This is a genomic window from Paracoccus tegillarcae, assembly GCF_002847305.1.
GTDB lineage: Bacteria > Pseudomonadota > Alphaproteobacteria > Rhodobacterales > Rhodobacteraceae > Paracoccus > Paracoccus tegillarcae.
The window spans coordinates 2,820,337-2,834,748 of sequence record NZ_CP025408.1 but is presented as its reverse complement, the minus strand read 5'-3'; the positions used below and the strand labels follow the sequence as shown (position 1 = coordinate 2,834,748).

Annotated in this window: 15 protein-coding genes; 2 read left to right on the top strand and 13 right to left on the bottom strand. The window is 62.0% G+C overall.

Annotated features, from left to right (window positions below):
- Positions 1-37: 37 nt before the first annotated feature.
- From CUV01_RS13795 to CUV01_RS13770, 6 genes are all read right to left on the bottom strand, one after another.
- Positions 38-460, bottom strand: a complete 423-nt coding sequence (locus CUV01_RS13795; protein WP_101460978.1) for an AAA family ATPase — start codon at positions 458-460, stop codon at positions 38-40.
- The gene (locus CUV01_RS13790; protein WP_101460977.1) at positions 450-1,088 is read right to left on the bottom strand and encodes an ATP-binding protein; all 639 of its coding nucleotides are present in this window, start codon (positions 1,086-1,088) and stop codon (positions 450-452) included. Before CUV01_RS13790 ends, CUV01_RS13795 begins: the two co-directional genes overlap by 11 nt.
- 651 nt (positions 1,089-1,739) lie before the next feature.
- The gene (locus CUV01_RS13785; protein ID WP_101460976.1) at positions 1,740-4,004 is read right to left on the bottom strand and encodes an adenosylcobalamin-dependent ribonucleoside-diphosphate reductase; all 2,265 of its coding nucleotides are present in this window, start codon (positions 4,002-4,004) and stop codon (positions 1,740-1,742) included.
- 67 nt (positions 4,005-4,071) lie between these two features.
- Positions 4,072-4,905 (bottom strand): lyso-ornithine lipid O-acyltransferase, encoded by an 834-nt coding sequence (gene olsA / locus CUV01_RS13780; protein ID WP_101460975.1) that lies wholly within the window; start codon positions 4,903-4,905, stop codon positions 4,072-4,074.
- Complete coding sequence (olsB, locus tag CUV01_RS13775) at positions 4,902-5,687, bottom strand: L-ornithine N(alpha)-acyltransferase (RefSeq protein WP_101460974.1); 786 nt, start codon at positions 5,685-5,687, stop codon at positions 4,902-4,904. Before olsB ends, olsA begins: the two co-directional genes overlap by 4 nt.
- A 177-nt stretch (positions 5,688-5,864) precedes the next feature.
- Positions 5,865-6,047 (bottom strand): DUF3553 domain-containing protein, encoded by a 183-nt coding sequence (locus tag CUV01_RS13770; protein ID WP_101460973.1) that lies wholly within the window; start codon positions 6,045-6,047, stop codon positions 5,865-5,867.
- Positions 6,048-6,084: 37 nt separating this feature from the next.
- Here CUV01_RS13770 and CUV01_RS13765 point away from each other — a divergent pair, with 37 nt between their 5' ends.
- Positions 6,085-6,705: a histidine phosphotransferase family protein gene (locus CUV01_RS13765; RefSeq protein ID WP_101460972.1), complete on the top strand. Its 621-nt coding sequence runs from the start codon at positions 6,085-6,087 to the stop codon at positions 6,703-6,705.
- Positions 6,706-6,710: 5 nt separating this feature from the next.
- Here the strand turns inward: CUV01_RS13765 and gorA are convergent, their stop codons facing one another.
- From gorA to gmk, 5 genes are all read right to left on the bottom strand, one after another.
- Positions 6,711-8,099, bottom strand: coding sequence for a glutathione-disulfide reductase (gene gorA / locus CUV01_RS13760; protein ID WP_101460971.1), 1,389 nt, complete (start codon positions 8,097-8,099; stop codon positions 6,711-6,713).
- Positions 8,096-8,872, bottom strand: a complete 777-nt coding sequence (rpiA, locus tag CUV01_RS13755; protein ID WP_101460970.1) for a ribose-5-phosphate isomerase RpiA — start codon at positions 8,870-8,872, stop codon at positions 8,096-8,098. The genes gorA and rpiA overlap by 4 nt, the downstream gene beginning before the upstream one ends.
- An 83-nt stretch (positions 8,873-8,955) precedes the next feature.
- Positions 8,956-10,071: a sensor histidine kinase gene (locus tag CUV01_RS13750; RefSeq protein ID WP_101460969.1), complete on the bottom strand. Its 1,116-nt coding sequence runs from the start codon at positions 10,069-10,071 to the stop codon at positions 8,956-8,958.
- Positions 10,071-10,592: a gamma carbonic anhydrase family protein gene (locus CUV01_RS13745; protein ID WP_101460968.1), complete on the bottom strand. Its 522-nt coding sequence runs from the start codon at positions 10,590-10,592 to the stop codon at positions 10,071-10,073. The genes CUV01_RS13750 and CUV01_RS13745 overlap by 1 nt, the downstream gene beginning before the upstream one ends.
- Positions 10,589-11,218 (bottom strand): guanylate kinase, encoded by a 630-nt coding sequence (gene gmk, locus CUV01_RS13740; protein WP_101462102.1) that lies wholly within the window; start codon positions 11,216-11,218, stop codon positions 10,589-10,591. The genes CUV01_RS13745 and gmk overlap by 4 nt, the downstream gene beginning before the upstream one ends.
- 192 nt (positions 11,219-11,410) lie before the next feature.
- Here gmk and CUV01_RS13735 point away from each other — a divergent pair, with 192 nt between their 5' ends.
- Positions 11,411-12,181 carry a PAS domain-containing protein gene (locus CUV01_RS13735; protein ID WP_101460967.1) on the top strand — a complete coding sequence of 257 codons (771 nt, stop codon included), beginning with the start codon at positions 11,411-11,413 and terminating at the stop codon, positions 12,179-12,181.
- Here CUV01_RS13735 and CUV01_RS13730 read toward each other — a convergent pair whose 3' ends face one another.
- Both CUV01_RS13730 and rnd read right to left on the bottom strand, forming a co-directional pair.
- On the bottom strand, positions 12,182-13,168 hold the full coding sequence (locus CUV01_RS13730) for a GNAT family N-acetyltransferase (protein WP_101460966.1): 987 nt from the start codon (positions 13,166-13,168) through the stop codon (positions 12,182-12,184). It abuts the gene before it with no gap.
- A 5-nt stretch (positions 13,169-13,173) separates the two neighbouring features.
- A complete protein-coding gene (gene rnd, locus CUV01_RS13725; RefSeq protein WP_101462101.1) occupies positions 13,174-14,343 on the bottom strand; it encodes a ribonuclease D in 1,170 nt (389 codons plus the stop codon).
- Positions 14,344-14,412: the final 69 nt, after the last annotated feature.

The window sequence follows — 14,412 nt, the reverse complement described above, 5'->3', positions numbered from 1 at the left end:
GTTAGATGCCGGCTCCACGTAAGGAACCGGCAGACGGTCAATGAACCTTTGGCGCCATCGACGCCCGTAACGCTTCAACAAGCTGGCCGATCTGGCGCAGGCTGATTCCGCGCGGGGTCTCTGACATCTGTGCGACAAAGGCGCGGCAATCATCGCGTTGGGGTTGATCGCCACAACGCGCCGTCAATCGGTCAAAATGTTCAACCGCGTCTTTGGCCGTCAGCGCAGATAGGTGAAACACTTTTGCACGGTCGCGCAAAGGCGCAGGAATGTGCTGCGCGTCATTGGCCGTCATGATCCAAATCAGGCGGGACATATCGAAAGGCACCCGATGGAATGGGCACTCAAATCGTTGCGCTGTTCCCGGGTCGAGCAACGGCAGCAATGCTGTTGTCAAGCTCGTCGAGTTTCCGCTCTTGGTCCGCATCGTTCCGGCCTTGTCGACCTCATCAACCACCATCACCGGATTTGCGGCCTGTAAAGACAAGTTGGTCTCGACAGGAATACCCGCCTGAGCCGTGCTCCAACCTTTCTCCGTCCCTGTGATCCGGAACCCGGCTGCCGCTGCCGACGTCGATCAGGCGTGAGGGTGCCCCAGCAAGCTCTGCCAGACGCCGCGCATAATGCGATTTGCCGATGCCCGGCGGGCCGGCAAGGATCACAGGCAGCACGGTAAGTCCGCAGCCGCCAACGTCAACATGCACCAGCATTTGGTGCATAATCCACGCGGACACGCCCCGCATCCACGGGCTCTCCGCATGAAGATCCGCGGCAAATTGGTAAACCTCGTCCCTCGTTGAGGGTCCCGAAAGTGCAGCGCCAGCACGGGCGAGAGCTGTGACCTGAGCGCGGGCTTCCTTTGCAAGCGCGCTTAAACCGACTTGACGCAAACGGCGGGAATGTGCGTCAGCCGCGAGGTCCTTCGCCTTCTTCTCCTCTCGGTAGGCAAGCTTTGGTGCGCCTCCTGACAGGAGGTTCCCTTTCATGCGGATCCATGCGTTTTTGAAATCGCGCTCCATATCCTGAAGTTGCGGCACATTCAGATCTGGGGACAACACAGCAAAGCGACGGGTTTGAAGCTTATCCATGACCGTCCCCCACTCGATGCCGATGGGAGTGGCACGATGTGGCGCTGATACTGACGATCTTGTTGCTGGCTTCGGATTTACGTTGGATGGACATGGTGTGGTCTCCTCTGGTTGAAAAACCGGGAGGGCCGCGGGCAAAGGCCCGGCCATGATGGCGTCAGAGCTGTTGGAAAAATGACAGTAGTGACCGGCCCCTAAGGTGGGGTTCAAATCGCGCGTATTGCGCCCTGAATATGCCGGTTATTGAAAGTCATAGTGCTCACCGGATAGGCCACACCGTCGGTCTATGTCAACTCCCCGCCGATCCGGCGCTCATCTGAAAGGCTGCCGCGAAAATCAATGATCTAGGTCTAATTATTCTTCAAGCGTCCAAAGGGTCCCCTTAGGCGATGAGCAGGGCGCAAGCACTCTACCCTGATGCAATCCCATTTCTGAAAATCGGGAGAGCCAAGACAGATGCTACTGCGGCTAATGTGGGCCGCAGCAATCCTCAAAGTGCAGATCGCCGGTAAGTCTTTGTTTTATGTAAATCAATTTCGCAAAAAGACGAAGGCCCGCCAAGAAAATTAAAACTTGACAGGCCTTGCGCACGCTATTGCTTGGTTTTGAGAAGACTATTCCTGTCTCTGGCTCATCCCCCTTATCCCGCGGTCAGCCGCATTTGGAATGGCCGCAGCTTGGGCAGGTCATACAACCTTCGATCATGCGCATGCCGTATTGGCCGCAGCTTGGGCAGGCGGCGCCGCGCGGGCGTTCGCCGATGGCCATTACCTCGGCTTGCGGGTCGGTTTTCAGGCCCATGCCTTCGCCTTCCAGAAAGCCGGTTGCGATCATGTGGCGCTCGATCACTCCGCCAATTGCGGCCAAAATCGAGGGCACATATTTGCCAGCCATCCATGCCCCGCCGCGCGGATCGAACACGGCTTTCAACTCCTCGACCACGAAAGACACATCACCGCCGCGCCGGAATACTGCCGAAATCATTCGGGTCAGGGCAACGGTCCAGGCAAAATGCTCCATGTTTTTCGAGTTGATGAACACCTCGAACGGGCGGCGGTGGCCGCCATGCACAACGTCGTTCACGGTGATATAGATGGCGTGTTCGCTGCCCGGCCATTTCAGCTTATAGGTCGCGCCGTCCAAAGCGGCGGGACGATCCAGCGGCTCGGTCAGGTAGACGACATCGGCGCCCTTATCGGCCTCGGGCACGGATTCGCTGGTCTCGGCCACCGACAGCACGCTGCCGGTCACATCATTCGGACGATAGGTCGTGCAGCCCTTGCAGCCCTTGTCCCATGCGGCCAGATAGACGTCCTTGAACCCTTCGAAACTGATATCTTCGGGGCAGTTGATGGTCTTGGAAATGGAACTGTCGACCCATTCCTGCGCTGCCGCCTGCATGGCGACGTGATCCAGCGGAGCGAGGGTCTGGGCATTGACGAAATAATCGGGCAGCGGCGCATCGCCATGCAGATCGCGCCACATCTGGACGGCGTAATCCACGACCTCTTCTTCGGTGCGCGAGCCATCTTTCTGCAGCACCTTGCGGGTATAGGCATAGGCAAAGACCGGCTCGATCCCCGAGGAAACATTGCCCGCATACAGGCTGATCGTGCCCGTGGGCGCGATGGATGTCAGCAGGGCATTGCGGATGCCGTTCTTGCGGATCGTGTCGCGGACATCCTTGTCCATCCGGCTCATGAAGCCTGATTTCAGATATTCGTCGGCATCGAACAGCGGAAAGGCACCCTTTTCCGCTGCCAGATCGGCGCTGGCCAGGTAGGAAGCATTCGCAATCGCCTTCATCCATTTGCGTGTCTGCGCAACGGCATCATCCGCGCCGTAACGCAGGCCCAGCATCAGCAGCGCATCGGCAAGCCCGGTCACACCCAGCCCGATGCGGCGTTTGGCCTGCGCCTCGGCGGCCTGCTGTTCCAGCGGGAAGCGGCTGGCATCGACGACGTTATCCATCATCCGGATGGCGGTGCGGACCAGATCGTCCAGCGCGTCCTGATCCAGATGGGCGGCGTCGGTGAAGGGGTCGGCCACCAGCCGCGCAAGGTTGATGCTGCCCAGCAGACAGGCCCCATAAGGCGGCAGCGGCTGCTCACCGCAGGGGTTCGTCGCCGCGATGGTTTCAGTGTAATGCAGGTTGTTCTGCTGATTGATGCGGTCGATGAAGATCACGCCCGGTTCAGCAAAATCATAGGTCGCGCGCATGATCTTGTTCCACAGATCGCGCGCGTCGACGGTGCGGAAAACCCGGCCCTCGAATTCCAGATCCCAGCTTTTGCCATCCTTCACCGCCTGCATGAACGGATCGGTTATCAGCACCGACAGGTTGAACATGCGTAAACGGGCGCTGTCTTGCTTGGCCTCGATGAACGCCTCTATATCGGGGTGATCGCAGCGCATCGTGGCCATCATCGCGCCGCGACGCGAGCCTGCCGACATGATCGTGCGGCACATCGCGTCCCAGACATCCATGAAGGATAGCGGGCCAGAGGCATCTGCGGCCACACCCTTCACCTCGGCCCCGCGCGGGCGGATGGTGGAAAAGTCGTAACCGATGCCACCGCCCTGCTGCATGGTCAGCGCGGCCTCTTTCAGCATTTCGAAAATGCCGCCCATATTGTCGGGGATGGTGCCCATGACAAAGCAGTTGAACAGCGTGACCGACCGGCCCGTGCCCGCCCCTGCCAGAATGCGACCGGCGGGTAGGAATTTGAAATCCTCCAGCGCGGCGTAGAATTTGTCTTCCCAGGCAGAGGGGTCCGCTTCGACGCGGGCCAGATCACGCGCGACACGACGCCAGCTGTCTTCGACCGTTGCGTCGACTGCCTGCCCCTCGGCGTCTTTCATCCGGTATTTCATGTCCCAGATCTGTGCAGCAATGGGGGCGGCAAAACGGCTCATAGGCGTGACCTCAACGGATATGTGGACAGAATTCGGGAAAGACTAACAAGATATGGCAGGCGTGCGCCTAAGTCAAAGCCGATCTGACCGCTTCTTCGGCTTTGGCGGACAGAGATTTGCGCGTCTCGCCCGACACCGGGATCGGATCGTGCAGAGCAACCGTGACGCTGCCCTGACGCGGCACGGACAGGACATGCAGCAGATGCGGCGTCAGCTCCATATCCGCCCACCAGCCATAAAAGCGCGCATCCTCTCCGCGGGGTGCGTGATAGGCGGCGGTGACGGGCTGGATCGCCAGATCCACAGGCAGCGCGGGGTCCAGAAACCCCTGAAACAGCGTCGGCTTAAAGGGCAAGACCCGGCGACCATCGGATGAGGTGCCTTCGGGGAAAAACAGCAGCCGGTGGCCAACACGGACGCGGGCTGCGAATTCCTCGGCCTGCTGCCGCGCAAGCCGGGCGTCGCGGACCACGAAATGCGTATCCGTCACGCGGGTCAGAATATTGACGCCCGGCCAGCCCGCGACCTCGGACTTGCTGACAAAAAAGATCGGCAGCGCCGCGTTCAGCACAAAGATATCCAGCCAGCTTGAATGGTTTGCCACCACAGCACCGGGACCGCGCATCGGCCGGCCCTCGCGCCGCCAACGCAGCCCGATAAAGAACAGGACCAGCCGGCAGATGATCTGCACATAGGGGCCGGTCCAGGGCCGCCGGGGGCCGTGAAACAGGCGCTCGACCAGACGCAGAGGCAGGATCAGGACAACCCCGATCAGCAGCATTAGAATTGCGGGCAGGCCACGCCGAATGACGCGTAACCAACCGGACAAGCCGCGAGGGCGGTTCAGGTCAATCGGCCCTTCGTCGCGCCATGTAACCGTGCCGCGCCCGGGATCGATCATTGGGCTTGCTGCCAACGCGTTTCGTAGAATTTACGGTGTTTGTCCGACATGGCCGCCGTATCCATCAACAGGAATACATCGGTTGTGTTGAAGTCACGATCCAGATAGGCGCCCTGCCCGACCACGCCGCCAAGGCGGAGATAGGCCTTGATCAGCGCCGGCATGTTCACCATTGCCTCGCGACGGTCGACCTGACCTGCCGGCATCAGGTCCATCGACTGATAGCAATCGGGTTTGGCAACCGGGCGCAGGGCCTCGGGCGCAAGATGATGATGGTGCAGCCAACTGAGAGAGGGTGCCAGCGCCTGAATATCGGTGCCGTGAAAACTGGCGACGCCGAACAGCACCTCGACGCCCAGATCCAGCACATAATCGGCCAGCGCGTTCCATAGCAGGAACATGCTGGTGCCGCCGCGATAGGCCGGATCCACGCAAGAGCGGCCCAGTTCCAGCAGGTTGCGACCGGATTCGCGCAGCGGCGTCAGGTCGTATTCGCCATCGCAGTAGAAACGGCCCATTTCAGCCGCCCGCATGCCGGGCAACAGCCGGTAGACGCCGACGACGTGATCCAGATCTTCGGCGCTGCGACGAGAATCGATCAGGCAGAGATGGTCGACGACGGGGTCGAATTCATCGCGTTCCAACCTGTTCTCATGATCCACATGCGGGCCATCGCCCCCCAGTTCCTCGACGAAAACACGATAGCGCAGGCGCTGCGCAGCCTTTAGATCGCGCTCGCTCGTGGCGATTCTGATCTGGAAAAAATTGGTGTCTGGCGTCATGCGACGAGAGGACCCTTCTGCTACGCTGCGGCCCGCTGTCTATGGACGCATCCGCTGCAATGCAAGCGTACCATCCGCAACAGCGCGTCGTGCGAGATCAGCAAGCCGGCCACCACAGGCAGAGTTTTGCTTGCGCGCGTCGCGTTAGAATTGCACAAACGACAATATGTGTTTCGCTCATCCGGCATCGTCGACCGACACGATCTGCAACTCTACCCGGCGGCCATCTATGACCTGCTTGCCCGCATCGGCAAAGTTCACCGTGATCCGGTCGCCGATCCGCGACTGCACCTGCCCCTCGCCCCATTCGGGCGCATGCGGGTGGCGCACGATCATGCCGGGTTCCAGAATCTCATTCATTCCAATTCCCTCTCGCAGGGTCAGAAGTTAGGACGCCATGACTGTCAGCGCAACGAGGATCGACGATTTCGACCTCGCCCTTTGTCTGGGCTCTCGCCTTTGCCATGATCTGATCTCGCCCTTTGGCGCCATCGCCAACGGGGTCGAACTGCTGCAAATGGGTGGCCAGAGCGCCGGCCCGGAAATGCAGTTGATCGCCGACTCGGTCGAGGCCGCACGCGCGCGCCTTCAGACCTTTCGCATGGCCTTTGGCCAGTCACGCGGCGACCAGCGGATCAGCGGTGTGGAAATTGCCAAGCTGATAGAGGCAATGGCCAGCCAGAGCCGCCTGACGGTCGAGATGGACGCAGACGGCGACCAGCCGCGCGACGAGGTGCAGATGCTGCTTTTGGCGATCATGTGCATGGAAAGCGCGATGCCCTGGGGCGGGCGCGTTCTGGTTGTGCGAAACGGTTCGCAATGGCGACTCGTCGGCGAGGCCGAGCGGGTCAAACCGGAGCCTGAACTTTGGAGCTGGCTGGGTGGCCAGGGCGGGGATGCCTTGCAGGCCCCGCCTCCGGCCAAAGTCCATTTTGCGCTGCTGGCGCAGGCCGCTGCGGCGGCAAACCGTCCGCTGACATCGGACCTCGACGAAAACGGCGTCGAAATCACCTTTTGATGCCGTCACCCGGTCGCGGCAGCCTTGTCGTGAAAACGCCGCGTCGGTTGCCGCATGGTGACCAATTCCTCGGCCATGGTGGGATGCACCGCGACGGTCGCGTCAAACTGTTCCTTGGTCGCGCCCATGGTGATCGCGATGGCGGCAAGCTGGATCAACTCGCCCGCCTCGGGGGCAAAGATGTGACAGCCCAGCACCTTGTCGGTCGTGCAGCAAACGATCAGCTTCATCATCACATGCGAATCCGATCCGGCAAAAGCCGAACGCATCGGGCGGAAGGTCGTCGCATAAACATCGACCGGACCCCGGGCGACGGCCTCTTCTTCGGTCAGGCCAATAGCGCCCAATTCGTTCGGGCGCGTATAGACAGCGCTGGCCACCAGACTGTGATCCATCTTGCGTGGCTGGCGGCCAAAGATCGTGTCAGCAAAGCTGTGGCCTTCACGGATCGCCACCGGGGTCAGGTTGATCCGGTCGGTCACGTCGCCCACCGCAAAGATCGAGGGCACTGCAGTCTGCGACCACTCATCAACCTCGATGGCACCGTTCGGCTGTAAACCCACGCCGATATCGGCCAGTCCCAGATCGCCGGTATAGGGCGCGCGGCCCGTGGCAAAGAACACCGCGTCAAACGCCTCGTGGCTTTCATCCTCGAAATGAACGCCGACGCGCTCGCCCTGTTTTTCCAGCCTCGTCGGGGTCAGACCCAGCCGCAGATCAACGCCAGCCGCCATCAATTGCCGGGTCATCAACTCGCGCCCCTCGCGGTCAAAGCCTCGCAGCACGGCATTGCCGCGATAAGCCTGCACCGTGTCAGTGCCCAACCCATTCAGAATGCCTGCGAATTCACAGGCGATAAATCCGCCGCCGATGATCAGCGCCCGGCGCGGCAGTTCGGACATCACGAACAGATCATCCGAGATCAGACCGAGTTCGGCACCGGGGATGTCCAGTTTTTGCGGGCGGCCGCCGACGGCGACAAGGATATGTTTCGCGCTCTTGCGGCTGCCATCGGCCAGTTCGACCGTATGGGCATCAACAAGACGCGCGCGATGGGGAAAGATCTCGACCCCGGCCTTGGTCAGCCCCGCAGTATAGGCGCGCTCTAGCCGATCAAGTTCGACATGCAGCTTTTCGCTGAAATCGGGCCAACTGAATGCGCCCGCCTGCGCCTCTGGCCAGCCATAGCCGCGTGCTTCGGCGGATAGCACATGTGCGGATGAGGCAAAGACCATCAGTTTCTTGGGCACGCAGCCGCGAATGACACAGGTGCCGCCCATACGGCTTTCCTCTGCCAACGCGACACGCGCGCCGTGCTGGCTGGCTGCGATCCGCGCAGCACGGACCCCGCCGGAACCGCCGCCGATCACGAACAGATCATAATCGAAACTCATTCATCTTCTCCTTCGCCGAACAACAGGTCGTCTGAGACGTCATCTGCCTCTTCGCCGCGAAGTTCGATAACGTTACCGTCGGGCTGCCCGATAATCGCCAGATCGCAGATCCCCAGGAACAGGCCGTGTTCGACAACGCCCGGAATCGCGGCCAGGCTGCGGGCCAGATGGACCGGGTCGGGAATGGCCTCCAGCGACAGGTCAAAGATATGGTTGCCCTCGTCGGTGACATAGGGCTGGTCGTCACGCTTGCGCATCAGGATCGGCCGTTTGCCCAGGTCCTGTGCCTGCAGGGTTTCGCGGATCAGGCGTTCGGTCACCTGTTCGCCGAACGGGATGACCTCGACAGGCAGATGAAAGGCGCCAAGCGTTTCGACCACCTTGGCGGGATCGGCGATCACAACCATGCGGTCGCTGGCCCTCGCAACGATCTTTTCGCGCAGATGCGCCCCCCCGCCGCCCTTGATCAGGTTCAGATCCGGATCGACCTCATCAGCGCCGTCGATCGTCAGGTCGAGCCAGCCGATCTGATCAAGGCTTTCGACCGTCAGGCCCAGACTTGTTGCCAGATCCGCCGTGCCTTGCGAAGTTGCCGCACAGCGCAGGTTCAGCCCTTCGGCCTTAACCCGCGCCGCCAGTTCGCGCACCATGATCACGGCGGTCGAACCGGTCCCAAGGCCCAGTTTCATGCCGTCTTTCACCAGCGCGATTGCGGCGCGGGATGCGGCAAGCTTGGCGGCGTCTGCGGGGGAAAGGTTGGTCTGGTCAGGCATGGTATCCTCGCTGGCAATCTTTGGGCGTTGTTATAGGCCGATGGCTTGCAGGGGGCGAGGGCAGATTGCCCTGCCCGCCGCACCTAAGCGCCGTGATGCCGTTCGGGCAGGATCACGGTGAAGGTGCTGCCCTGCCCCTTTTTGCTGTCGATCTTCAGCAACCCGCGATGGCGGTTGACGATATGCTTGACGATGGCCAGCCCCAGCCCGGTGCCACCCTGATTGCGCGAACGATGGGCGTCGACCCGGTAGAACCGCTCGGTCAGGCGCGGCAGATGCAGTGCCTCGATGCCCTCACCGCGGTCCTGAATGGTGACCGACCAGCCGGGGCCGCGCAGTCTGGGTTCATGCGCCACATGATCCAGCGTGATGCCGACCCAACCGCCACTGCCACCGTATTTCACCGCGTTTTCGACAAGGTTCTGAAACACCTGCACCAGTTGATCGCTCTCGCCCACGACCTGCACGGGTTGGCTGGGCAATGTCATCTCAATCCGAACGCCACCCGCCTGCGCCGCGCGGTCCAGCGTATCGGCCACGCCTTGCAGCAAGGCGTTGAGATCGACCTTTCCGGTCGGGCGGCGGCGTTCTTCCGCCTCGACGCGGCTTAGAGACAAGAGATCGCCAACCAGCCGGTTCATCCGTCCGGCTTCGGTTTCCATGATGGTCAGGAAACGCTCGCGCGCTGCGGTGTCGTCGCGCGCGGGTCCGCGCAGCGTCTCGATAAAACCGATCAGCGCGGTCAGCGGCGTGCGCAATTCGTGGCTGACATTGGCGACGAAATCGCGCCTCATTTGCCCCGCCTGTTCGATCCCCGAGCCATCGGCGAAGGCGATCAGCGCGCCCTCTCCCATTGAAATGGGCATCGGCGAGACGGTGATATCACTGGGAATATCGCGTCCGGCGATCGAAATGGTGGCGCGCAGCGCATGGCCACCGGGCGGCGGCGGCGGCATCTGTGTATCGGCGGGCGGGGTCGCGTGGTTTTCCGGGTCCAGCACCCATTCCAGCGCCTGATTCACCGCCGGGTGGCGCAGCACGGTGACGAAAGGCCGGTCGATCGGCACCGTTCCCAGCATCGCCTCGGCAGCCGCATTCGCGGCGATGACGCGGGCGCGCAGGTCAACCGCCAGCATGGCAAGCGGCACCGTCTGCAGAAACTGCGCTATCTGATCGGATTGGCGCGTCCCCGGCTGCATCAGCCGATCTGCTTGAGCCCGGCACGGAACCGCGCCGCGTTCCGGCGATAACGGTCGGCAGAGGCCAGCAGATCCGCCTGCGCCTCGTCATCCAAGTGACGCACGATCTTGCCCGGAACGCCCATCACCAGCGCCCCCGGCGGGATATCCTTGCCCTCGCCCACCAGCGCGCCGGCACCGATCAACGCGCCCGCGCCGATCTTTGCACCGTTCAGGATGGTCGCGCCCATGCCGACCAGAACCCCGTCGCCAATGGTGCAGCCATGCAAGATAGCGCGGTGACCGATGGTGCAGTTCTGCCCGATGCTCAACGGATGACCGGGATCGGTGTGACAGACACACAAATCCTGAACGTTGCTGCCGCGGCCAACGCGAATCTCCTCGTTGTCGCCGCGCAGCACCGCGCCCCACCAGATGCTCGCACCCTCTTCCAGGACCACGCGCCCCATGACTTGCGCATCAGCCGCAATCCAGGTCTCATCCGCCAGTTGCGGCTTTACCCCGTCCAATTCCCAGATCATTCCTGACCCTCCATCAGTTGCTTGACGAATGCCCCCAGCCCAGCGCAGCGATCCCGCCTGAGGCGTTCAGCCGTCAGGATCGCACGCAAATCGGCCTCGGTCTGATCAAGATCATCATTGACCAGCACGTAATCATATTCGGCCCAGTGGCTGATCTCGGCCCGGCTTTTTGCCATGCGGCCCACGATCACCTCATCGCTGTCCTGCCCGCGCGAGCGCAGGCGGCGTTCCAGTTCCGGCAGCGACGGCGGCAGCACAAAGATCGAGACGACATGCCCCCCAAGGGCAGAGGCGCGGATCTGCTGGCCACCCTGCCAGTCCACGTCAAACAGGGTATCGCGGCCCGCCCGCATCGCGATTTCAACGGGCGCGCGCGGGCTGCCGTAGAGATTGCCGAAGACTTCGGCATGTTCCAGCATCTGATCGCCGGCGACCTGATCGCGAAACTCGGCTGGCGTGGTGAAATGGTAATGCTGGCCGTCCAACTCGCCGGGCCGTGGCGGTCTGGTCGTGGCGGAAACGGAAAAGCTGAGGCTGTCATCCCATTGCATCAACCGGCGAGCCAGCGTCGATTTGCCGGCACCCGAAGGCGATGACAGGATGATCAGCAGACCTGTGCGTTCCATGCTTTCCCCTGATCGGCGCATCGCCTTCACATGGCCCAGTGACCCGCTGCGGTCAAGCCCGTCGGCTGTCGCACCCATCGCCACAGGCGCGCTTAACCATCTGTTAACAAGAGACTCGGAAGGTGGCGTGGCAGCGGTTATGTTGTAGCGTGTTCGTAATGATATTCGCCCCGGTGTTCAGGGAATCAGCCTGTGTCCGATGACAAAGATAAATCAGGCAATCCCTTGCCGCCCCAGAAAGGTGCCGTGCTGCATCTGGCCGATTATGATCACGGCAACGCCGCCCTGATCTTTTCGGAACTGCGGGAATACTGGAACGGTCTGCGGCAGGGTCGCGCCATTCCCTCTCGCGCGGATGTCGAGCCGCAGGGCATTCGCCGCGCGCTGGATTATGCCTTTATCCTCGAACGGGTCGCGCCGGGTGCCGCGCGTTTTCGTCTGGCGGGCCGTCATCTGATCGACCTGATGGGGATGGAGGTGCGCGGCATGCCGCTCTGTTCCTTCCTGAACCCATCCTCGCGCGGACGGTTGTCCGATGTGCTGGAAACGGTCTTTCGCACGCCACAACTGGCCGAATTGTCGCTGCATGCACCGGGCGAATATGCGCGCCCGGAACTGCGCGGGCGCATGTTGCTGATGCCGTTACGCTCGGATCTGGGCGATGTCACGCGCGCCCTGGGCTGCCTCATATCAGAGGGTGACATCGGCAGCGGGCCACGCCGCTTTGATCTGAAATCCGATCAGGTGATGCCGGTTTTCGATGGCGCCGAGGCCATCGAGCCCTCGCCGCGCGCCTTTGCCGAAAAGCCCGCTGACTGGCAGGGCAAGCCACGCCAGCGCAAACCCGTCAAACCCGATCGTCCCGTTGCGCCGACGTCAACGCCAGCGGTCCGCATCACGCCAGAGAACCAGACCCCCGAAGAACGCCGCGCCGGCTTTCGCATCGTGGCGCAACGAGACTGATCACGCCAAAACCGGCAATTGACGCTGCAAAAGCAGCCCCGGCGCCGGCGCGTCGCGCCCCTTGGAGGGCAACATCTCGCGGCGGATGCACTGAAACCCGTGTCGTTCAAGCAGGCGCGCAGACGCGGGATTGTCGGAAAAGACCTCGGCGGACAGGCTGGGCAAGGCGAAATGGGTGTCGATCTCGGACAGAAAGGCCGCCAAAATCTCGCCACCCAGACCCTGCCCCCAGTGATCCGGCGACAGGAAGTAAAAGACCGGCGGCCCGGCGCCCGCATCGCCAATCCCGATAGAGCCGATCACCCGCCCCTCATGACGGATCGCCAAACGGAACGGCGGAATCGCGGCTTGCGGGGATATGATCGCGCGGAATTCGGCCATCGGCATGCCCGGATAAAATCGCAACAACATACGCGCCACGCGCGGATCGGTCGCGATATCGTAAAGCGGCGCGAAGTCCTGCTGCCCCATCTGATCGATGACCAGCCGCTCGGTGCCAATCGCAACGGGATGTCGCGCGCTGAATTCGTTGCGGGTCAGGCGCAGGCGGATCTGCGGCACCTCGCGTTGCAGCGCATTTGCGAACACTGTGGTCGGCTGCGGATCGCTGAAACCCAACCGTGCCAGCAGCGACGCCGAGGCATGGTTTTCAACCTGATGCGAGGCGTAGACCACCTCGCGCCCCGCCATGAAACTGCGGCTTATCGCCAGAACCGCGGCCCGCAGCGCCACGCCCTGACGGCGAAAACGCGGATGCACCCAATAACCCAGTTCATCGCCACAGCGTATACCGCCAGCGAGATCACCATCGACCAGGATCGCAAAATCATCGGCAGAGACCTGCGCGATAAAGCTTGCGGCTTGATCCGCCCCGTAAGGCCAGGGGACCGCGGACAGCCAGCGCGCAGTTTCAAAATCCGACAGCGCCTCGGCCAGGGCAGGAATATGCTCGGGCCTGTGTGCGCAAAGGCTGACCCGAGCAGCCATTCGGATTAGCCTATGGAAATGACGCGCACAGCGCCGTCCTCGGCAGAAAGGGCGATTTCGCCGCGCGCCAGCCGCATCGCATCGTCGCCAAAGACCTCGGCACGCCAACCAGAGAGTGCGGGCACATCACGGCCGCCGCTGGCGATTTCATCCAGATCAGAGGCCGAGGCGATCAACTTGGCCGCCACCCCTGCCTGATCGGCCTTGGCCTTCAGCAGCACGCGCAACAGATCAGACAGCGCCGGATTGCCAGGACGGCCCGGAGGCGCCTTTTCGGGCTGCGGCAGATCGCTGGTCGCCTGCCCTGCCTTGACCGCGGCCAGGATACCGGCTGCGATATCACCGCGCCGCGCATCGCGCAGCAACAGCCGTGACTTGGCCAGATCGGCCTCGTTGGCCGGTTTGGTCGAGGCCAGCTCGATCATCGCGTCATCCTTGTAGACCCGAGAGCGCGGCACGTCGCGTGCCTGCGCATAGGTCTCGCGGAAGCGCGCCAATTCCCGCAGAATCGCCAGAAAACGCGGCGAGTTAGAGCGCGTGCGCACCCGCTGCCATGCCTCTTCCGGTCGCGTGATATAGGTCTCGGGATTTTCGAGAACGCCGATTTCTTCGGCCAGCCAGGCTTCGCGGCCCGATTTGCGCAACTCTGCGGCCAGAAATTCATAGATCGCACGCAGATGGGTCACATCTGCCAGCGCATAGGTTTTCTGCGCGTCAGACAGGGGCCGGCGCGACCAGTCGGTAAAGCGCGAGGACTTGTCCAGATCGGCACGCAGGATCTTGCGCACCAGTGTCTCATATCCAACCTGCTCGCCGAAACCGCAGACCATCGCGGCGACCTGCGTGTCAAACAGCGGTTCTGGGAACAGCCCGGCCTCATGAAAGAAGATTTCCAGATCCTGGCGCGCCGCGTGAAAGACTTTCACCGTCGCCTTGTGCCGAAACAGATCATAAAGCGGTTCCAGCGACAGCCCGTCAGCCATCGGGTCGACCAGCACAGCCGGACCGCCATCGCCCTTTGCGGCAGAGGCCGGCGGCAGCGCAAGCTGGATCAGACACAGCTTGGAGTAATAGGTGCGCTCGCGCAGAAATTCGGTGTCGACCGTGACATAGGGCGCGGTTTTTGCCTGTTCGCAAAACTCTGCCAGGTGATCGGTCGTTGTAATCGTTATGATTTTATCGGTCATTCGCTACAGTCTCTCCGGGGCGGTTCGTCCGCCTTGACTGCCTCCCTTAGGCCGATG